The sequence below is a fragment of the Actinomadura viridis genome, from assembly GCF_015751755.1.
GTDB classification, from domain to species: Bacteria; Actinomycetota; Actinomycetes; order Streptosporangiales; family Streptosporangiaceae; genus Spirillospora; species Spirillospora viridis.
This window is the reverse complement of record NZ_JADOUA010000001.1, coordinates 3389850-3409093: the sequence shown is the minus strand read 5'-3', so window position 1 is coordinate 3409093 and position 19244 is coordinate 3389850. Positions and strand designations below refer to the sequence as shown.

Sequence of the window (19244 nt, the reverse complement as noted above, 5' to 3'; positions counted from 1 at the left end):
TGGAGGTTCCCACAACAGGCACGCCCTGAAGGCAGGCCCTACACATTCGCCGGCCGGTCGGCATCCGCCGTGGGGGCAGGGCTCCGGCCGCCCTCGTCGACGGCTCCCGGCGCGTCCGGCACGCCACCGCGGACCCCGAACGCGGCGAACGCCAGCCCGAACACCGTCAGCGCACCGCCCCCACCGCAGATCGCCCCGATGACGCCGCTGGCCAGCGTCATGTGCACCGTGCGCGGCAGATCCGGCTGGTTGATCAAGGTGGCCGCGCCCAGGAGCCCGCCGGTCACCGCACACCCCACCAGAACGCCCCACACGGCGGCGGCACCCCGGACGGGCAGAGCCCGCCGGGTCTCGGGCGGGGCGGGCGCACGGCGGGCCCATCGCCACGACCACCACGCGATGACCGCGATCCCGAGCAGGCCGCTTCCGTACTGCAGCCACCGGAAGAGCTCGAGCCCCGCGAACGTGATGGTGACGAGCCAGGGCAGGAGGTCGGCGAACCCGTGGTAGCGGTGCGTGAACGCGTCCCACAGCACGTGGGTCACCGCCCCGGCCAGGATTGACGGCGGCACCCACCCGATCCGGGACCACCGGAACCCCGCGGCGGGCCCGGCCAGCCGCCGCCGGGCCCACCCGGGGGCCAGCGCGACGAGCGGCCACTTCCACACCAGGTGGAAGGCGGCGAACAGCGCGAGGCCGAGCACGATATCGACCGTGACGATCCCTACCGGATCATGTGTGGCCGCACGGAGGTCGCCCATCGAGAAGAAGTAGGGCACGTCCGGCGCCATCGATCCGGCCACGAGCGCCGAGGGAACGAGACGGCCGCGGGCGAGGGGAAGCACCGCGGCCGGGTGGCTGAGTGTGAAAGGCACCGGTCCTCCGTATTCTACGCAGACCCCCTGGTCAAGCAGGACCGCCGATCAAGCCGGCCCTCCGGGCGGCGGAGCTCCAGGTCGGTGCATGGGGCCTCGTGGGTGTACGCCTTGGTTCGAGCATGGGGTCGCGCAAGATGGGTGACTGTGACCAAATGTCAACGCTCCGTAGCCGGAGTGGCTATGATCGGTTACCTGACGCTGAGTTACCGCGATCCCCCGGGGCGAAAATGAAGCGCTTGTTGGCAGATCCCAGTTTCACCGGCTCGTTCAGTGGGGTGGTCCGTTGCGCGTGCGGGGTGCTGGGGTGCATCGCCGCGGTGGGCGCCTCCTCGTTCGTCATGGTCCTGCCGGCCGAGGCCGCCCCGGAGCCGGGGCCGCAGAGGGCTCTGCCCGTGGAGTGCCGCCTGGCACTGCGGACAGGCGATCGGCGTGCCTGGCGTTCGTGCAGGGAGGCGTGGCGGGCCATGCACGACGAACGGCAGCGGGCCGTCCTCGAACGGCAGATGCGTAAGCGCCGCGCCAAGCTCACCGACAGCAAGCCCCCGCAGCCACCTCCGGAGCCCCGCAAGAGGCAGTCCCGGCCCTCCCCGCGCCTGGGCAAGCCGTCCCCGGCGACGTCCTCCCTTCCCCCCGCTCCTCCCCCGACACCCACGCAGAATCTCGCCAAGGAGACCACGGAGGCCGGGTCCCTGCCGCCGCTGCTCCTGCTGGGCCTGCTGTTGCCGGCCGCGGCCGCGATCGGCTACCCGATGCGCCATCGCATCTACTCCATGGCGTGCGCCTCCTTCCTCGCGCCCGCCCCGGCAACGGCGCAGGAAAGGGCCGAGTTCACCTACCGGCCGGCGATCGACCCGTTCGCCGTTCCGCTGCTGGGCCTCGCCGGCGCCGGCGCCGCGGACACCGCGCGAGTGATGACCTTGATCGCGCTGGAGGACTGCGGTGACAGCGCGATCGTGGTGATCCCCCGCCCGGACGCGACCGCCCTGTTCGGCCTCGCGGAGGACGACCTGCTGGACGAGACCGGCGGCGGGCTGTTCATCCCGGGCAACCTCGACGCGGCCCTGGCGTCCATGGAGACCGAGCTGGCCATCCGCCGTAACGCGGGCGGGCCGCAGACGCGCCGCCTCCTGCTGGTGGCGGACTGCGCCAAGGAGCTCGACCGGATCAACGAACTCTGCGAGCGCCATCCCGACGAGTTCGGCGCCATCCTGCTGGGCGACTGGCCGGGTGCCAGGATCACCGTCGACGGCGACGGCCTGGTCGAGGCTCCGCCCGCCCTGGCCGGCGCCCTCCCCGAACGGCTGCCCGCGATGTCCCGTACCGAGGCCCGCGACCGCCTGTACGCGGCCATCCAGCGCCATCGCCCCACCCGCGCCAAACTCCCCCGAGGATCTCGTCAAAGGCGCCGCTGACCCGCGCGGCCGGGCGGCTCGCCCCGGTCACGGACACCCCCGGCTAAGTAGCGTGGAGGGCCACGGCGGATCTGGCCGCCATCACGGCGCGGAGGGCCCGGGCCGCCGCCAGGGGCTCGGGCGGGTCGTCGGCGGTGCCGTCGAGGTAGGCCGTACAGCGCAGGATCCAGCCGCGCAGGACCCCCTCATGGCGTTGCTCGTTGCGGCGGGCCCGAGTGAGGGCACGGCGACGTTTCTCCATTCGTACGCGCGCGGTGAGGGCCTCGTCCGCGGCGAGGGCCCGGATGTCCGCCAAGGCGTAACGCCCGAGCGTGTCGGCTGCCAGAGCCCGTTCGTCGGCGATCCGGGTGAAGACCTCCTTGGGCCAGCCCAGCGCGAGCGCGGCACCGCCGGGATCGACGGTGTCGGTCAACGGCCCCTTCCGCGCGTGGACGACCTCGGTGACACGCCGCGGGTCGAGATCGTCGACATCGCGCAGCAGGTAGACCGGATGCCGCTGGTACCGGCCGACCATGGTGAGATCGCCGCGGGCCACGAGGACCTCGATGTCGGCGCGTTCGACGTCCAGGCCGAGCCGCAGCGCCAGCCGCTCGGCGGCCTTGCGGGCGCCGACCGGCGGTTCCTCGCCGAAGCGCTCGATGATCGTGGGCCTGCCTTCGAGGCACCGGCCGGCCGCCCCGGCCGACCAACGGCCGTGACCGTCGGGCTCGGGGATCAGCCCGTGTTCCCGGGCCAGCCGCATCTGCCAGGAGGCCAGCCCGAGCATGGCGGCCAGCTCCCGGAAGCCGAGGTCGGAACGGCGATCGGTGTCCGTGCTCATGATCGGTCTCCTTGCCTGTCGGGGAGGGACGTGACCAGCCTCGGCGGCGGGACGGGCGCTCACCAGTGGAATCGCGTTCTGTGGATAACCCGGTCGGGGACCGTGCGAAGGTGGAAGTCATGAACGCTGTGCGACGTCTGGGGATGGGGCTGGCCGCGCTGGGAAGGCCGGCGTACATCAACGTGGGACGCTCGCAGGCCCTCCCCCCGGAGCGTGGGGTGGAGGACCTGAGGAAGGCGACGTGGGAGGTGCTGAACGCCGCCTACGCGGCCGGTGTCCGCTGGGTGGACGCCGCGCGCTCATACGGGTCGTCCGAGGACTTCCTGGGCGGCTGGCTGGCTGAGCGGGGCCACCAGGACATCACCGTTTCCAGCAAGTGGGGCTACACGTACGTGGGCGAGTGGCGGTTGGACGCCGACGTGCACGAGGTCAAGGAGCACAGTCTGGGGCGGTTCCGTGAGCAGTACTTGGAGAGCAGGCGGTTCCTCGGTGAGGCGCTCTCGGTCTACCAGGTCCATTCGCTCACCGAGGACAGCCCGCTGTTCGGTGACCTGGCGCTGCAGGGCGCGCTCGCCGAGGCCGCCGCGGAGGGACTGCGGCTGGGGTTCTCCACGTCCGGCCCGCGGCAGGCCGAGACCGTGAGACGGGCGCTGGCCCTGGAGGTGCGCGGGCGACGTCTGTTCAGCACGGTGCAGTCCACGTGGAACGTCCTCGACCCTTCGGTGGGCGCGGCACTCCGGGAAGCGCATGATCAGGGCGTCCACGTACTGGTCAAGGAGGCGATGGCCAACGGAAGGCTGGCGGTCCGGCCGCCGCGGGCACTGCGGCAGGTGGCCGACCGGCACGGTGCCGGGCCCGACACGGTCGCCCTTGCCGCCGTACTGAGCCGGCCTTGGGCGGACACGGTGCTCATGGGCGCGGTGAGCACCGCCCAGTTGCAGTCCAACCTCGCTGCGGTGAACCTCGTGCTGGATGAGGACGACCTCGAGACGCTGGTCCCGCTGGCCCTCCCACCTGCACGCTACTGGCAGGAAAGGGCAGCTCTCCCCTGGGCCTAGGCCCTGTCTCAGAGTCCCGGCCCACGGCGCACGCGCGGTGGCTGAGGCCCGGCGGCGGGCGTGGCACGATTGGACGGCCCCCGTCATGATCGGAAATCGGTGCCCATGCTGCCTCTGCCCCCGGACACGCCCCAGACGATCGGTTCGTACCGGGTGGCGGCCAAGCTGGGCGAGGGCGGCATGGGGGAGGTCTTCCTGGCCAGTTCGCCCAGCCGCCGGCTGGTCGCCGTCAAACTGATCAGGTCGGAACTGCTCGGCGACGCCCACTGGAGGGAACGTTTCCGGCGCGAGGTGGCCTCGGCCCGGTCGGTGAGCGGCTTCTACACCGCGCCCGTCGTGGACGCCGACCCGGACGCGGAACGCCCCTGGCTGGCGACGCAGTACATCAAGGGCGTCAGCCTTTCGGCCGCGGTGACCGCGAAAGGGCCGCTGCCCGAGCAGGCGGCCTGCCGCCTTGGGGCGGGACTCGCGGAGGCCCTCATCGCCATCCACGGGGCGGGAATCGTCCATCGAGACCTCAAGCCGTCCAACGTGCTCCTCGCCGCCGACGGCCCCCGGGTCATCGACTTCGGCATCGCCCGCCCTCTCGACGCCGTGCCCCTGTCGCGATCCCTGATCCTCGGCACGCCGGCCTACATGTCGCCGGAGCAGGCGCTGGGTGAGGCCGTCACACCTCTGAGCGACGTGTTCTCGCTGGGCGCCACACTGGTGTACGCGGCGGTCGGCAAGGGACCCTTCGGCACCGGTCACAAGGTGCGGGGGCGCATCGCCTACGGTGAGCCCGACCTGGAGGGGCTACCGGACCCCCTGCGCGGCCTGGTCACCCGGTGCCTCTCCAAGGAAGCCTCCGATCGTCCATCCCCGGAGCAGGTCCTCACCGCGCTCTCGACGCTGCTCGACGCCCACTACGGCGAGGAATGGCTGCCCGCGGAGGTGGCGCATCTGATCGGCGAACACGAGCAGACCGTCACCGAGGCCACGGCGGTGCTCCCCCGGCACTTCGAGACCGGTTGAACTCGCCGGGGCTCATTGGCGAGCATCGCCGGCGCGACCTCGCCGGGAACCCTTGCCGGTCGCGGCGGCGGAGATCTCCTGCCGGGCCCGCTCCACCGGTTCACGCGCAACGTGATCAGCCATGCGCCCACCGCGGCACCCCGCCGCGTGCGCGTCAACCACCGCCGTCAACCTCGGCCAGCCCGCCGATCAGGCCGCATGATCGCGTGGATACGATGAGATACGGAACGTCTACGCAGGTGTGGACGGAGTTGGGAGCGAGAGAGAGTATGTCCGATTTCGAACTCAACCACGCAGGCGGCCGGATGCCCCTCGAGGTGACGCGATCGACCGAGGGACCCTCGGGTCTGGGTATCAACCAGCTGCTCAAGGAGACGGGCCACGTCACCCTTGACACCGGCTTCACCAACACAGCGTCCACCACTTCGGCGATCACCTATATCGACGGTGACGCGGGGATCCTGCGCTATCGCGGTTACCCCATCCACGAACTGGCGGAGAAATCCTCGTTCCTGGAGGTCGCGTACCTGCTGATCTACGGGAACCTGCCCACCGCCGACGAGCTCTGGTCGTTCACCGACAGCGTCCGCAACCACACGCTGCTGGACGAGAAGTTCCGTGCCTTCTTCTCGGCCTTCCCCCGGCGCGCCCACCCGATGGCGGTGCTGTCGTCGGCCGTGAGCGCGCTGTCGACCTTCTACCAGGACAGCCTCGACCCGTTCGACTCCGAGCAGGTCGACCTGTCCAGCATCCGGCTGATCGCCAAGCTGCCGACGATCGCCGCCTACGCCTACAAGACCTCCATCGGGCAGCCGCTGCTCTACCCCGACAACTCCCTGGGGTATGTCGAGAACTTCCTGCGCATGACCTTCGGGCTGCCCACGCAGCCGTACGAGGTCGACCCCGAGATCGTGCGGATCCTCGACATGCTGTTCATCCTGCACGCCGACCACGAGCAGAACTGCTCGACCTCGACCGTGCGCCTGGTGGGCTCCAGCCACGCCAACCTGTTCTCCTCGATCTCGGCGGGGGTCGACGCCCTGTTCGGCCCGCTCCACGGCGGCGCCAACCAGGCCGTCCTGGAGATGCTCGAACGCATCCACCAGGACGGGGACGACGTCGACTCCTTCGTACGGCGGGTCAAGGACAAGGAGCCGGGCGTCAAGTTGATGGGCTTCGGCCACCGGGTCTACCGCAACTACGACCCGCGGGCCGCCGTGGTGAAGGAGGCCACCCGCAGCGTCCTGGAAACGCTGGGCAAGTCCGACCCCCTGCTGGACCTTGCCATGCGGCTGGAAGAGGTGGCCCTCAACGACGACTACTTCATCGAGCGCAAGCTCTACCCCAACGTCGACTTCTACACCGGCGTCATCTACAAGGCGATGGGCTTCCCCACCAACGCCTTCACCGTGCTGTTCGCCCTGGGCCGGCTTCCGGGGTGGATCGCCCAGTGGCGCGAGATGATGAGCGACCCGACCACCAAGATCGGCCGGCCGCGCCAGGTGTACGTGGGTCCGAGCGAGCGCCATTACGTGGACCTGGGGTCCCGCTGACCTCTCGGAAGGCGCGGGGTCTCGCCGCCCGGAACGCGGCAGGGCCCCGGCTCCACGGAAGCGTCTGAACGAACCGACAGGGCCGGGAATCCGTTTCCGGCCCTGTTCGCGTTCGCAGAGCACCGGCTTCACAGGGAACGGGCGCCCTTCCCGGCCGAGTTTTCCACAGAACGCTGTTCTAGTTCCGTCGGCCGCGCCCTCGGCCCAGCCTGGATCCAGTCGTCCGGCAACGGCCCGAGGAGGCGCACGCTCATGTCCGAGTCCATCAGCTTCACCGTCCCCGAAACGACCACCTCGTGCTTCGTGGTCGCCAGCGACCACGCACCCGACGACCTCCCCGTGTCCGCCCTCAGGCCGCTGGCCGCCCCCTTCACCGTCGAGGCGGTCGAGCGGCTGGGCACGTCCAGGCTGGCCGTCACCTCCTATCCCGCGGCGCACTCGCCCTGGTGCCTCGACCACGCGGCCGGCACGACCGACGATGACATCGCGCTCGAGGAACGCGCGCTCTCGGCCGGCCATCACATCGGCGTCACCACCGCGCTGCCGTCTTCGGACCGGCCGTACGGCCTGCAACTCGCACGGGCGGCGGCCAGGTCCATCGCCGAGCATCTGGACGCGGTCCCGGTCGACCTCGACACCGGTCAGATCCTGTCCTCCCGTTCCGGCGAGGCCTCCTCCTTCAGGCTGGCCGACGACTGGCTCGGCGTCTGGCTGCCGCCCTACCGGGACGACGGCCGCTGCAAGACGTCCGAAGAAGACGTGGACGCCTGTGACTGCGTCGAGCTCACCACCAAGGGCCTGACCCGCTTCGCACTCCCCGAGCTGCGGATGACGCGCGTCTCCTGCCCCCATGACCTCGCCGCCCTGAACGTCCTCCGCACGACGGCCCAGCGCTTACTGCCGATGGGCAATCAGCCGGGCGGTCATACGTTCCCCCGTGAACTGACTCTCACAGGCGAGGACTTCAGCGCTTTCTGGGGCGTCCGCGATGCCTTGTGGACCGGTGACCCGGTCACCGTACGCCTCACCCCCTCGGGCCCCCTTCTCCTCGACGTGGGCCCGCCGGACTGCTTCCCCGGGACCTTGAACGAATGGCTGTGGGACGAGCTCCCGCCCGTCCTGTACGACCTGCTCAGCTGCGGCCCGGACCCCGTTCCGACCGGGGCCTGACCATCCTGACGGCCCGAGGGTGGGCCGCGTCCTCCCCCACTGCCAGATCGCGCGGGTGAGAACCGCAGCACTCTCGCAGGGCTCCCGTCCGGAGGCGGCGGCACGTTCCGCCCACGGGTGGCGGCTGGCGGCGCGGCCGGACAGGCCCACCGTTCGGCGCCGTTGATCAGGACGGCTCCGGGACGGCCCCGGCCCGGGACTCGCGCAGGGCGGCCAGCCGCTCGGCGGTGAGGTCGTACCTCAAGGTGAAGGCGATGGCGATGAACATGAGCAGCGCGGGGACCAGGGCGCCCCCGAGAAGGATGGCGTCGATCGCGCTGTCAGGCTGCCGGACCGGCTCATCGGGTTCGGAGGAGATGAAGCCGGCCGCGTCCAGCACCCAGCCCAGCAGCAGCGCGCCGAAGGCCATCATCACGGTCTCGACCGCCGTCCAGAGTCCCGTGTACACCCCCGCACGGCGCTTACCCGAGCGCAGTTCGTCGTAGATGAGGGTGTCGGCCAGCATCGAGAACTGCAGCAGTTGCAGGCCGGCGTAGCCCACGCCCATCAGCACGGCGCACGCGTGGGCGTACACCGGGCCGAACGACGGCGTCAGGATCAGCGCCGCCCCGCCGGTCATGAACAGGAGGCTGGAGACCACCATGCCGCCGCGCTTGTCGAACTTGCGCGAGACCCGCACCCAGGCCGGCATCAGCACGACCATCGGACCGATGAGAGCGAGGAACAGCGTCGTGACCGCGCCCGTGTTCCCGAGGATGTAGGAGGCGAAGTAGGGGGCACCGGCGAGCATCGTCCCCACCGCGAGCATCTGGGCGGCGCTGAGCCCGAGCAGCAGCATGAAGGGGCGGTTGCCGCGCGCGGCGGCGATCTGCTCGCGGGCGCCGACATGCTCGGACTCGGCCCGTTCGATCCGCGGTGCCCGCGCCGTGCCGAAGAACGTGGCCACCATCGCGGCCAGCAGCACCGCTCCGATCACCAGCCCCATCAGGCGATAACCGCCGGTCGTCGGTTCACCGCCGTCGATGTTGACCAGCGCGGGCGCGAGGCCGCCGGACAGGAGGATCGCCAGCCCCAGAAACCCCATCCGCCAGGTCAGTAGTCCCGACTGCTCGTGGTAGTCATCGGTCATCTCCGCGGGCATCGCCTTGTACGGCACCTCGAAAAGGGCGAAGGCCGTGGCTGCGAGCAGGAAGCAGACTCCCACGTACGGGGCCGCGGACGCTCCCCGGAACGGACTGCCGGCGAACGTCAGGGCGAAGGCCGGCGGCAGGAAGACCGCGCCCGCCAGCAGCCACGGGCGGCGGGCGCCATGACGGGAGACCGTACGGTCCGACAGACGGCCCACGTAGGGATTGACCAGCAGGTCCCACGCCTTGGGCAGGAAGACCGCCAGCCCGGCCAGCCCCGCCGGCACCCCGAGGGTGTTCGTCATGTAGTAGAGGAGGAGCAGCCCCGGGACGGTGCTGAACGTCCCGGCGCAGAAAGAACCGAGACCATAACCGACACGCACGGACCGGGAGAGGGACGCGGGATGCATCCGTCATTAGAACCTGTTTCACCGCGCCGGCGGAAGACCATGATCCGCCGTGCATGGCCGCCGTCGCTACCGTCGGGGCCATGGAGAACAAGCGACCAGCCGGCGGGCTCACCCGCGTCCTGGCCGATATCGCGGCGGAGCGCGCCTCGCAGGACGATCTGTGGGGCGTCCAGGAGTTCCCCGACGGGAGCGGGCCGGCGTACGCCGATCGGGCTGAGGCGGCCAAGGCCGAATGCGCCGCCGCCTCGTCCCGCGGTGAACTGACCTGGCGGCACATCCTCGCCGAGGAGTTCTTCGAGGCGCTGGCCGAGTCCGATCCCGGACGCCTGCGCGCGGAACTCGTCCAGACGGCCGCCGTCGCGGTGAAGTGGGTGCAGTCGCTCGACCGCCGCGCCGGGGAGGTGGACGTGCCAGCCGAGAAGCTGGTCCGAGACGGGATTCCGCAGATCATCCGGAAGGGCGGCCGGAATCCCGACGTCCGCGTCGCCGGGAACGACGAGTACACCTCACTCCTGCGCGCCAAGCTCGAGGAGGAGGTCGGCGAGTACACCGGGTCCGGAGATCCCTCCGAACTCGCCGACATCCTCGAAGTCCTTCACGCGCTGGCCGCTCTCCACGGCCTCACCGCGGCCGACCTGGAGCACCTGCGAGAAGAGAAGGCCCACGCCCATGGAGGCTTCCGGCAACGCATCGTTCTTCGCCTCCCGCCACCCGATGCACCTTGAGCCCCCATGAACGCCTGCCGCTGGGCACAGGGCCTCCGGCCAGGGCACAGACCTCCCGCCGGGGCAAAGGCCTCCGGCCAGGGCATAGGGCCTGCCGCCAGGGCACAGGGCCTCCGGCCGGGGCACGGGGCCTCCCGGCCCCGGGGTCAGTCGGCGCCGGTGATGGCGAGGTGGCGGGCCAAGGGCTCGGGGAGGGGGTACGGGCGTTCGCGTGGGAGGAGGTCCTTGGCCTTGGCGGCGTGCCCTTCCTGGAGAAGCCTGTGGATCTTGCGGACGAGCGGGGTCAGGTCCTCGATGCCGAGAGTCCAGCCGTCCACATAGCGGTCGACGATGTGGCGGCTCAGCCCGATCTGGATGCTGCGGGCGTCGAGCTTCTGGCCGCGCAGGGTGCGCTCCGGATCCCACTGGACGTGGACGAGGGCCTGCGCGAAGCGGGTACGCCACTCGTCGCTGGAGGCGAAGATCCTGCGGTCGGGATGGGTGGGGACCGCCTGCCCCAGGGCCTCCTCCCAGCCCGCCCGGGTGATCCGCACGGCCAGGACCATCTCCTGGCCCGGCTTCCGGGCCCAGTTGCTGCGCGCCATCAGCCAGAGGAAGGAGGGCTTGATCCAGGTCATCCGGTCACGGGAGAACGGGGGAACGAAGCGTCCGTGCTCGACGGCGGGCCGGCCGATCTCGGGGCGGTACGCCTGGTAGACCGTGATCGAATCACGGTCGTGGTCGGCGCGGATCTGCCTCATCGGTCTCCTCGTGATCGTCGGGCCCGTCCACGGTGAGGGAACGGCCGCCGGCCGATCAAGTGGTTTTCCGGCGGCGCCGATGGGCCTTCTGGCGGCACGCCGGGCCGCAGTACCGCGCGGGCCGGCCGGTCGCGGCCGGGGCCAGCGGCCCGTCACATATCTCGCAAGTTTCGTTACGAAGTGCGGGTTTCGTTACGGAAGGCCGGAGGGCGTCACAGGCGAGGGCCGCCATGCGGCCGGGGACCCGGCGGTTGCGTTCCATGGCCAGGCAGCCCGCCATGAGGGTGCGCACATCGTCGAAGTCGACGTCGGCCCTGACGGCGCCGGCCTCCTGGGCGCGCCGCAGCAGCACGGCGAGGGCGGCGTCGAAGTGCCGCTCGACCCCGCCCGCGCGGAAGCCCTCGATGCCCGCCTCCATCTGCAGGGCGTCGCACACGGCATGGTTGAACGACGCCTGCTCCACCACCCGGGCGAAGAAGCCGTAGAACGCCTCGCCGGGATCGTCGGCGCCGGCCAGCGACCGGCCCTCGGCGACGATCTGCTCCAGCCGGTCCGCGACGACCTCCCGGAACAGCGCCTCTTTGGTGGCGAAATGCCGGTAGACCGTGCCCGCGCCGACCTGGGCGCGGCGGGCGATCTCGTCCAGCGGCACCAGCAGGCCCTCCTGGGCGAACGCCTCCCGCGCCGCGGCGAGGACGCGTTCCCGGTTGCGCCGGGCGTCGGCGCGGCGCGGTGTCGGCCCGGTCATCGGGCCTCCCTTCTCGACAAACGGGGCGTGCGTTCCGGTATGGTCCTAACCGGGTTGAACGTTCCGATTCTAGTGAGGAGACGACGGTGGCGGACATCGCGGAGGCCAGGCGCCGCCTGGGACGGGTCGGCGCCGGGCTGATGGTCCAGATCGCCCCCGCCGCCGAGTGGCGGGCGAGCGTACGGCGGGTCGAGGAGGCCGGGTACGGGACCGCGTGGGTGAACGAGACGATCGGCGGCCGGGAGGCGCTCACGCAGATGGGGGTGCTGCTGGCCGCCTCCGACCGCATCGCCGTCGGCTCGGCGATCGCCAACGTGTGGGCACGGCATCCGGCCGCCATGCAGGGCGGCGCCTCGGTGCTGGCGGACTCGTACCCGGGGCGCCTCGCGCTGGGCGTCGGGGTGAGCATGAACGCGGTCGTCGAGCGGAGCGGCCAGAAATGGGAGCGCCCGCTGGGGCGGATGCGCGCCTACCTCGACCGGATGGACACCGCCGTCGAGTCGGCGCCCCGGCCGCCGGTGCCGTTCCCCCGGCTCGTGGCGGCCCTCGGCCCGAGGATGCTGGAGCTGGCGCGGGAACGGGCCGACGGCGCGCTCCCCGCCGCGATGCCGGTCGAGCACACCCGGCGCGCCCGGGAGGTCCTTGGGCCCGACCGGCTGCTGGTCGTCCTGCAGATGGCGGTCCTCGAACCCGATCTCGGCGCGGCCCGCCGTGTCGTGCGCGAGTCCGGCATCCTGGACGTTCCCGACTCGCCCTACACCAGGGCGCTGCGGGGCATGGGGTACGGCGACGCCGACCTGGCCGGCGGGGGCACCGACGCGCTGATCGACGCCCGGTTCGCCCTGGGCGGCGAGGCGGCCGTCGCGGAGCGGATCCGGGCCCATCTGGACGCCGGCGCCGACCATGTGTGCGTGACCGTTCCCGGTCCCGATCTGCGGTCCATGACCGGCCTTCTGGAACGGCTGGCGCCCTCGCTGTCCGGCGCCTGAGCGGCGCCCCGGAGCGGGGCCCGCCCCGGGGCGGGGCCTGGACCTCCCCTGCCGGCGGTGCGGAGCGGCCGGACGGCGAGCTTGAACGGTCTAAGGGCGGGGGCGGACCAGGCCGGTCTCGTAGGCGACGATGACCAGCTGGGCGCGGTCGCGGGCGTGGAGCTTGGCGAGGAGATTGCCGATGTGGGTCTTCACCGTCGCCACGCTCAGCCGCAGATGCTCGGCCAGTTCGGCGTTGGAGAGGCCGCGGGCGACCAGGGTGAGGACCTCGCGTTCCCGGCCGGTCAGGCCGCGCAGGTCGCGCGCCGGGGGGTGGCCGGTCTCGGGCCGCCTCGCGAACTCGGCGATCAGGCGGCGGGTGACGGCGGGGGCCAGCAGCGCCTCGCCGGAGGCGACCACCCGGACGGCCGCCAGCAGATCGGCCGGGTGGGCGTCCTTCAGCAGGAACCCGCTGGCGCCCGCCCGCAGCGCCGCGTACACGTAGGCGTCGATGTCGAACGTGGTGAGGATCAGCACCCGTGCCGCGGGCACGGTGGCGCAGACGCGGCGGGTGGCCTCGATGCCGTCCATCTCCGGCATCCGGACGTCCATCAGGACGACGTCGGGCTCGGCGCCCACGGCCAGCTCGACGGCCCGGGCCCCGTCACCGGCCTCGCCCGCGACCTCGAAGCCGGGGGTGGTCTCGAGCAGCACGCGCAGGCTGCCGCGCAGCAGCGCCTGATCGTCGGCGATCAGCACGCGGACGGGGTCGGTCACGGGTCGCTCCGGTCGCAGGGCAGGCGGGCGGAGACGGCGAAGCCGCCCTCCGGACGGGGGCCCGCGGTGAGATCTCCGCCGTACATCATCGCCCGTTCCCGCATGCCGATCAGCCCGTGGCCCGAGGCGGCGCCGGGCAGGACGCGCACGCCGGGCCCGTCGTCGGTGACCTCGACCCGGACCTCGCGCGCGTCCTGCTCGACCACGACCCGGCCGCGGGCGGGGGCGGCGTGCTTGACGATGTTGGTCAGCGCCTCCTGGACGATCCGGTGCACCGCGAGGGCGATGCCCTCGGGCAGTTCGTCCACGCTGATCCGCAGGTCGACGTGGACGCCGGCCATCCCGGCGGCGTCCACGAGCCGGGGCAGGCCGGTCAGCCCGGGAACCGGGGCCGGCGCCGCGTCCGCCGGGTCGGCGGCCCCGGTGCGCAGGACCCCCAGCAGGTGGCGCATCTCGGCGAGCGCGCTCCGGCTGGTGTCCTCGATGACGCGCAGGGCGTCGAGGGCCTCCTGCGGACGGGCCTCCGCGACGTGCACGGCGACGCCCGCCTTGACCGCGATCAGGCTCATGCTGTGCGCGACGACGTCGTGCATCTCGCGCGCGATCCGCAGGCGTTCCTCGGTCACCGCACGGCCGGCCAGCTGCCGGACCGCGTGCGCGGCGGTGGCCCGGCGTTCCCGGACGGCCCGTCCGATCGTCCAGGAAACGCCCATCAGGGCGAGTCCCAGCAGGGCGTTGCCGTACGTGTCCACCCCCTGGCCGCGCGGACCGGCCACCAGGCCGAGCAGCAGGACCGTCCCGCTCAGCGCGCCGATCAGGGTGGTGGGGAGCCAGGAGCGCCGGGGCTGGGACAGCGCGACGGGATAGAGAGAGAACGCGGCGGCGCCGAAGAAGTCGCCCGGCAGCCGCAGGGCGATGCCCAGCACCGACATCGCCAGCACCAACGCGAAGACCCATACGGGCCACAGGCGCCGCACGGCCGGCGGCAGCCCGGTCAGGAGCACGACCAGGAGCTCCAGCGGCGGCGCGGCCACGCCGCCGTCCCGCCGGCCGACGATCAGCAGCATGAGAAGGGTGTAGGCCACCGCCGCGGCGACGTCCAGGCCGATCAGCCGGCGCCTGCTCAGCCACTGGTGGGCCGCCAGGGTGCGCGGCTCCGGATCGTCCACGCCCCGACCGTACCGGGACGGCCCCAGGGCCCGCCTCGCCCCTGGGCATGTCATCCCCTGGTAGGAGATGGGCCGCCTGGGAGCGCCGTCCTCGCACCGGGGGCCCTGATGGAGTTCCCGACCGCGCTCCGATGCGCCGGGGCGTCCGGGACGGGACGGTGGACGGCATGATCGAAGTGAGCGAGCTGACCAAGCGGTACGGCCGGTCGGCCGCGGTCGACGGGCTGTCGTTCCGGGCCCGGCCGGGGACGGTCACCGGCTTCCTCGGCCCGAACGGCGCGGGCAAGTCCACCACCATGCGCGTCCTGCTCGGGCTGGACGCGCCGACGTCCGGCCGGGCCCTGGTCAACGGGCGCCGCTACCGGGAGCTCCGCCGGCCGATGCGCGAGGTGGGGGCGCTGCTGGACGCCAACGCCGCGCACGGCGGGCGCAGCGCACTGGACCACCTGCGCTGGATGGCCCGCGGCAACCGCATTCCCGGCACACGGGTGACGGAGGTTCTGGAGCAGGTGGGGCTGGCGGGCGTCGCCCGCAAGCGCGTGGGCGGGTTCTCGCTCGGCATGCGGCAGCGGCTCGGCATCGCGGGGGCGCTTCTGGGGGACCCCGGCGTGCTGTTGTTCGACGAGCCGGTCAACGGGCTGGACCCCGACGGCGTCCGCTGGATCCGGGAGCTGATGCGGTCGCTGGCGGCCGAGGGCCGCACCGTGCTGATCTCCAGCCACCTCATGAGCGAGATGGCGCTCACCGCGGACCGGCTGGTCATCATCGGGCGGGGCCGCCTGATCGCCGACACGTCGGTGAGCGAGCTGGCCGAGCGGTTCCGGCGGGGCGTGCTCGTGCGGTCGCCGCGGGCTCCGGAGCTGGCGGCGGCCCTGGCCGCCGCCGGAGCGGAGGTGGACGCCGGGCCCGGTGGGGAGCTGTCGGTGCACGGGCTGGAGGTGGCCGGGATCGGCGACCTCGCGGCGGCCCGGGGGATCCCGCTGCACGAGGTGACGCCGCGCAGCGCCTCACTCGAAGAGGCGTACATGGAACTGACCGCCGGCAGCGTCCAGTACCGCGCCGGAGGCGATGCCGCATGAACCGGCTCTCCGGCGGAACGCCGGGACCGGGGCCGGGGCCGGGACCGGGGCCGGGGCCGGGGCCGGGTGAGGCCGGCGCCCGCATCGCCACCGGCGACCGTACGCGCCGTGGCAGGCCGGAGGAGCTGATCGACGCGCTCGCGGCCGAGTGGATCAAGCTGCGCTCCCTGCGGTCGACCGCCTTCCTCCTCGCGACGGTGCTCGCGTTCCTGCTCCTGTGCGCGCTGTGGTCGTGGTACGCGACGCGCTACTGGGACGGGCTCTCCCCCGAGCGCCGGGCGTCCGCCCGCGCTGCACCCCCGGAGCAGCCGCTGGTCCTGGCGCTGCCGATCTGCGCCGCCGTGCTCGGCACGCTCACGATCACCTCCGAGTACGCCACCGGGACGATCCGCGGCGCCCTGGCGGCCGTCCCCCGCCGCGGCACTCTGCTCACGGCCAAGGTCGTGGTCCTGGGCGCCGTCACGGCGGTGACCGCGCTGGTGTGCGTGACCGCGGCGGTGGCGGCCGGGCACGCGATCGCCGGCGACCGGCCGTTCCCGGAGTTCCGGACGCCGGTGACGGGGCAGGTGGCCCATCTGCTCGCACTGGCCGCGGCGACGACCATGATCGCCCTGGTCGCCTGCGGGATCGGCACGGCGCTGCGGTCCACCGCCGCGACCGTCACGGCCGTCGTGATCTCGCTGATGGTGCTCCCGCCGCTCACGAACCTGGTGCCCTCGCCGTGGGGCCCGCGCCTGGCGTCGGCGCTGCCGGCGAGCCTCGCCGACCAGATCGCCGCCGCGCCCGCCCGGACCCAGGATCCGGGAGTCCTGTCCCCGGCGGCGGCGGTCGCGGTGATGGCGGTGTACGTGGCCGCCGCCCTGGCGCTGGGGGCCGTCACCTTCGTCCGGAGGGACCCGTGATGAACGCGATCCTGGCCGCCGAGTGGCTCAAGCTCCGCTCGGTCCGTTCCACCTACGCGGCGCTCGGCGTCGCGCTCGCCCTCATCGTGCCGGGCGTGCTGATCACCTGGCAGGCGATGCTCATCTGGGACGGGCTCTCCCCCGAGCGTCGTGCCGGATTCGGTCTCGCCCAGCCGGCCCATCTGATGGCGTGGGCGGGCAGCCTGTCCCTCGGCGTGCTGGGCGTCCTGTCCGTCAGCGCCGAGTACCGCAGCGGCATGATCCGCACCACGTTCGCCGTCATGCCGGGCCGCACCGCCGTCCTGGCGGCCAAGGCCGGGCTGACCGGCACGGTCGCGCTGGCCGCCGGGCTGGCGCTCACGCTGGTCACCTTCCTGGGAACCCGGCTGGTCATCGGCGACCGGCCCGTTCCCGGCCATCGGACGGCGATCGCCCGGGAGCTGCCCGAACTGCTTCTGCGAGGGTGCACGGTGGCGGTGTACGCGGTGCTCGGGGTGGCGCTGGCCGTCCTGCTGCGTTCCACCGCGGCGGCGATCATCGGCCTCGTGGTCCCGTGGTATCCGCTGCCGATTATCGGCAACCTGCTTCCCGGACCGTGGGGCGAGCGTCTCGGATCGTTCCTGCCCGACGCGCTCCCCGAGCAGATCCTCGGCGAGGACAACGCGAACTCGGTGTACGGGGGCCTGCTGCCGCCCTGGGCCGCGGCGGTGGCGATGGCGGCCTACGTGGTGGTTCCCTTGCTCGCGGCGGCCCTCGTCCTGAATCGCAGGGACGCCTGAGGCGGAGCCGGACGATCGGACCGCCCACCACGCCCACCACGCCCGCGGGGCGCGGGCCCGGATCGGCCCGCGCCCCGATCAGGCCCGAGCAGGCCCGATCAGGCCCGGTCAGCCCCGCGGGTGGGACGCGCGGACCGCGAGACGGCCGCGCAGCAGGGCGATCGCCTCGTCCAGGTCCCGGGCCGCCGCCTGCGCGCGCAGTTTGCGGCCGTCCAGTTCGACGACCGCCTGGGCGAGCGCCGGGCGGGGCAGCGCGTCGCCGGGCACGACGCTCAGCGTGACCGCCACCGAGGCGATCGTGCCGGACGCGTGCCCGAGCGCGGAACGGAGGGCCCGTTCGGCGGCCTCCTTCTCGGCCGCGGTGACGCGGCCGGAGGTGAGGAAGCGGACTTCGGGCAGTTCACGAGTGGTCGAGTTCATGACTCCCCCAGGTACACGGACTGGTCATCCAGAACACCGGCGTCCGGCTGCGCGTCCCGCGCGGAGCGCGGGCACCGGGCCGCCGGCGCCTCCGTAGATAGAAGACTCGGTCAGCGTTCCCGGCGTTCCCGAGGTTCCCGCCGCCGGGGGGAGAGCTTCGTCACCGTCACGCTGAGTGCCACCGCTACCCATATATGGCAAACTACCTGCAGCACCACATGAGCCCCCGTAGAATTCCAGAGCGGACAGCCGCCCCGGAAATGCACACTGGTCACGGCGACGGCGGTGACCCGGCGTGACCACCGACCCTTACCAGGGTCACTCCGTCCCGGCGACGGTGAAATTTTCACTCTTCCCAAATTCGGGCGTGGATCCTCTAGCATGTTCCAGTGCCGTTCCGCCCTGTGAACGGTCCCGTCGACTGGCTGGTGACCTCTTGCCCCAGGATTCCGCTGCGAAGAAGCCGTCGGCCGACAGCGCATCGGCCGTCGGCCGCATCCTCGACTACCCGCGTGACGGCGGGCCCACCGTGCTGCGCATCCTGCTCGGCGCGCAGCTGCGCCGGCTGCGCGAGGCGCGCGGGATGTCGACCGAGGAGGCCGGATACGAGATCCGGGGCTCCCACTCCAAGATCAGCCGGATGGAGCTCGGCCGGGTCGGGTTCAAGGAGCGGGACGTCGCCGACCTGCTCACCCTCTACGGTGTGGAGGACCCCGAGGAGCGCGACTCGCTGCTGCAGCTGGCCAAGGAGGCCAACACGCCCGGCTGGTGGCACCGCTACGGCGACGTGCTGCCCGCCTGGTTCGAGACCTACCTCGGCCTGGAGGGCGCCGCCTCCCTGCTCCGCTCCTACGAGGTGCAGTTCATTCCGGGCCTGCTGCAGACCGAGGACTACGCCCGCGCGGTCGTCCGGCTCGGCTATCACGACGCCTCCGAGGAGGACGTGCAGCGCCGCGTCCACCTGCGGATGACCAGGCAGGAACGTTTCACCCAGCCCTCGGGGCCGACGCTGTGGGCGGTCCTGGACGAGGCGGTGCTGCGGCGCCCGCTCGGCGGGCGCGAGGTCATGCGGGCCCAGATCCGGCATCTGATCGACATGACCCTCAAGCCCAACGTCACGCTGCAGATCGTGCCGTTCGGCGCGATGGAGCACGCGGCCGTCGGCGGCCCGTTCACCATCCTGCGGTTCGCCGAGCCCGGCCTGTCGGACGTGGTGTTCATGGAGCAGCTCACCAGCGCGCTCTACCTGGACAAGCCCTCGGACGTCGACACCTACATGCGGGCCATGAACAACCTGTGCATCGCGGCCACCCGGCCCGACGACACGGTGAAGTTCCTGACCACGGTGCTCGAACAGCTCTGACCGTTCCGACGTCCTCGATGGGACCGTTCCGACGCGAGCCGTCCGTTCACCGTCCGATGCGACCTGCCTCACGGCCCGCCTTGCCACGGGCCTGACAGGCCGGATCCGGCCACCCGTTCCGGGCTGTCAGAA

At 72.3% G+C, this 19244-nt stretch carries 19 protein-coding genes; 11 read left to right on the top strand and 8 right to left on the bottom strand.

From position 1 onward, the window contains the following. Positions 1-38: 38 nt before the first annotated feature. Positions 39-875 (bottom strand): DUF4184 family protein, encoded by an 837-nt coding sequence (locus IW256_RS15375; protein WP_197011630.1) that lies wholly within the window; start codon positions 873-875, stop codon positions 39-41. 242 nt (positions 876-1117) lie between these two features. Between IW256_RS15375 and IW256_RS15370 the strand changes: the two genes are divergently transcribed. Next, entirely contained in the window at positions 1118-2290 is a 1173-nt protein-coding gene (locus IW256_RS15370; protein ID WP_197011629.1) for a hypothetical protein, read from the top strand. Positions 2291-2333: 43 nt separating this feature from the next. On the opposite strand, the gene IW256_RS15365 is transcribed toward IW256_RS15370, so the two are convergent. Next, positions 2334-3110, bottom strand: coding sequence for a hypothetical protein (locus IW256_RS15365; RefSeq protein ID WP_197011628.1), 777 nt, complete (start codon positions 3108-3110; stop codon positions 2334-2336). Positions 3111-3229: 119 nt separating this feature from the next. Here IW256_RS15365 and IW256_RS15360 point away from each other — a divergent pair, with 119 nt between their 5' ends. From IW256_RS15360 to IW256_RS15345, 4 genes are all read left to right on the top strand, one after another. After that, entirely contained in the window at positions 3230-4168 is a 939-nt protein-coding gene (locus IW256_RS15360) for an aldo/keto reductase (RefSeq protein WP_197011627.1), read from the top strand. A gap of 105 nt (positions 4169-4273) precedes the next feature. Continuing rightward, positions 4274-5182: a serine/threonine-protein kinase gene (locus tag IW256_RS15355; RefSeq protein WP_231404795.1), complete on the top strand. Its 909-nt coding sequence runs from the start codon at positions 4274-4276 to the stop codon at positions 5180-5182. A gap of 269 nt (positions 5183-5451) precedes the next feature. Beyond that, positions 5452-6735, top strand: coding sequence for a citrate synthase (locus IW256_RS15350; RefSeq protein WP_197011625.1), 1284 nt, complete (start codon positions 5452-5454; stop codon positions 6733-6735). Between the two features lie 252 nt (positions 6736-6987). Next, on the top strand, positions 6988-7905 hold the full coding sequence (locus tag IW256_RS15345) for a hypothetical protein (RefSeq protein ID WP_197011624.1): 918 nt from the start codon (positions 6988-6990) through the stop codon (positions 7903-7905). 166 nt (positions 7906-8071) lie between these two features. Here the strand turns inward: IW256_RS15345 and IW256_RS15340 are convergent, their stop codons facing one another. Further along, entirely contained in the window at positions 8072-9415 is a 1344-nt protein-coding gene (locus tag IW256_RS15340; RefSeq protein ID WP_307828900.1) for an MFS transporter, read from the bottom strand. An 80-nt stretch (positions 9416-9495) separates the two neighbouring features. Here IW256_RS15340 and IW256_RS41120 point away from each other — a divergent pair, with 80 nt between their 5' ends. After that, positions 9496-10167: a nucleoside triphosphate pyrophosphohydrolase gene (locus IW256_RS41120; RefSeq protein WP_231403793.1), complete on the top strand. Its 672-nt coding sequence runs from the start codon at positions 9496-9498 to the stop codon at positions 10165-10167. Positions 10168-10313: 146 nt separating this feature from the next. Here the strand turns inward: IW256_RS41120 and IW256_RS15330 are convergent, their stop codons facing one another. Beyond that, complete coding sequence (locus tag IW256_RS15330) at positions 10314-10907, bottom strand: DUF4291 domain-containing protein (RefSeq protein ID WP_197011622.1); 594 nt, start codon at positions 10905-10907, stop codon at positions 10314-10316. A 55-nt stretch (positions 10908-10962) separates the two neighbouring features. Continuing rightward, positions 10963-11655 (bottom strand): TetR/AcrR family transcriptional regulator, encoded by a 693-nt coding sequence (locus tag IW256_RS15325; RefSeq protein WP_197011621.1) that lies wholly within the window; start codon positions 11653-11655, stop codon positions 10963-10965. Between the two features lie 86 nt (positions 11656-11741). Here IW256_RS15325 and IW256_RS15320 point away from each other — a divergent pair, with 86 nt between their 5' ends. Beyond that, a complete protein-coding gene (locus IW256_RS15320) occupies positions 11742-12644 on the top strand; it encodes a TIGR03620 family F420-dependent LLM class oxidoreductase (protein ID WP_197011620.1) in 903 nt (300 codons plus the stop codon). Between the two features lie 90 nt (positions 12645-12734). On the opposite strand, the gene IW256_RS15315 is transcribed toward IW256_RS15320, so the two are convergent. Continuing rightward, positions 12735-13400: a response regulator gene (locus IW256_RS15315; RefSeq protein ID WP_197011619.1), complete on the bottom strand. Its 666-nt coding sequence runs from the start codon at positions 13398-13400 to the stop codon at positions 12735-12737. Continuing rightward, on the bottom strand, positions 13397-14569 hold the full coding sequence (locus tag IW256_RS42715) for a sensor histidine kinase (RefSeq protein WP_197011618.1): 1173 nt from the start codon (positions 14567-14569) through the stop codon (positions 13397-13399). Before IW256_RS42715 ends, IW256_RS15315 begins: the two co-directional genes overlap by 4 nt. A gap of 167 nt (positions 14570-14736) precedes the next feature. Between IW256_RS42715 and IW256_RS15305 the strand changes: the two genes are divergently transcribed. Genes IW256_RS15305 through IW256_RS15295 form a run of 3 tightly spaced genes read left to right on the top strand, consistent with a single transcriptional unit; the run spans position 14737 to position 17329 of the window. Further along, positions 14737-15648 carry an ABC transporter ATP-binding protein gene (locus tag IW256_RS15305; protein ID WP_197011617.1) on the top strand — a complete coding sequence of 304 codons (912 nt, stop codon included), beginning with the start codon at positions 14737-14739 and terminating at the stop codon, positions 15646-15648. Further along, positions 15645-16550: an ABC transporter permease subunit gene (locus tag IW256_RS15300; protein ID WP_197011616.1), complete on the top strand. Its 906-nt coding sequence runs from the start codon at positions 15645-15647 to the stop codon at positions 16548-16550. Before IW256_RS15305 ends, IW256_RS15300 begins: the two co-directional genes overlap by 4 nt. Further along, positions 16550-17329 carry an ABC transporter permease gene (locus tag IW256_RS15295; protein WP_197011615.1) on the top strand — a complete coding sequence of 260 codons (780 nt, stop codon included), beginning with the start codon at positions 16550-16552 and terminating at the stop codon, positions 17327-17329. The genes IW256_RS15300 and IW256_RS15295 overlap by 1 nt, the downstream gene beginning before the upstream one ends. Positions 17330-17437: 108 nt before the next feature. Here IW256_RS15295 and IW256_RS15290 read toward each other — a convergent pair whose 3' ends face one another. After that, positions 17438-17749 carry a hypothetical protein gene (locus IW256_RS15290; protein WP_197011614.1) on the bottom strand — a complete coding sequence of 104 codons (312 nt, stop codon included), beginning with the start codon at positions 17747-17749 and terminating at the stop codon, positions 17438-17440. 496 nt (positions 17750-18245) lie between these two features. Here IW256_RS15290 and IW256_RS15285 point away from each other — a divergent pair, with 496 nt between their 5' ends. After that, positions 18246-19112 (top strand): helix-turn-helix domain-containing protein, encoded by an 867-nt coding sequence (locus IW256_RS15285; RefSeq protein WP_197016327.1) that lies wholly within the window; start codon positions 18246-18248, stop codon positions 19110-19112. Positions 19113-19244: the final 132 nt, after the last annotated feature.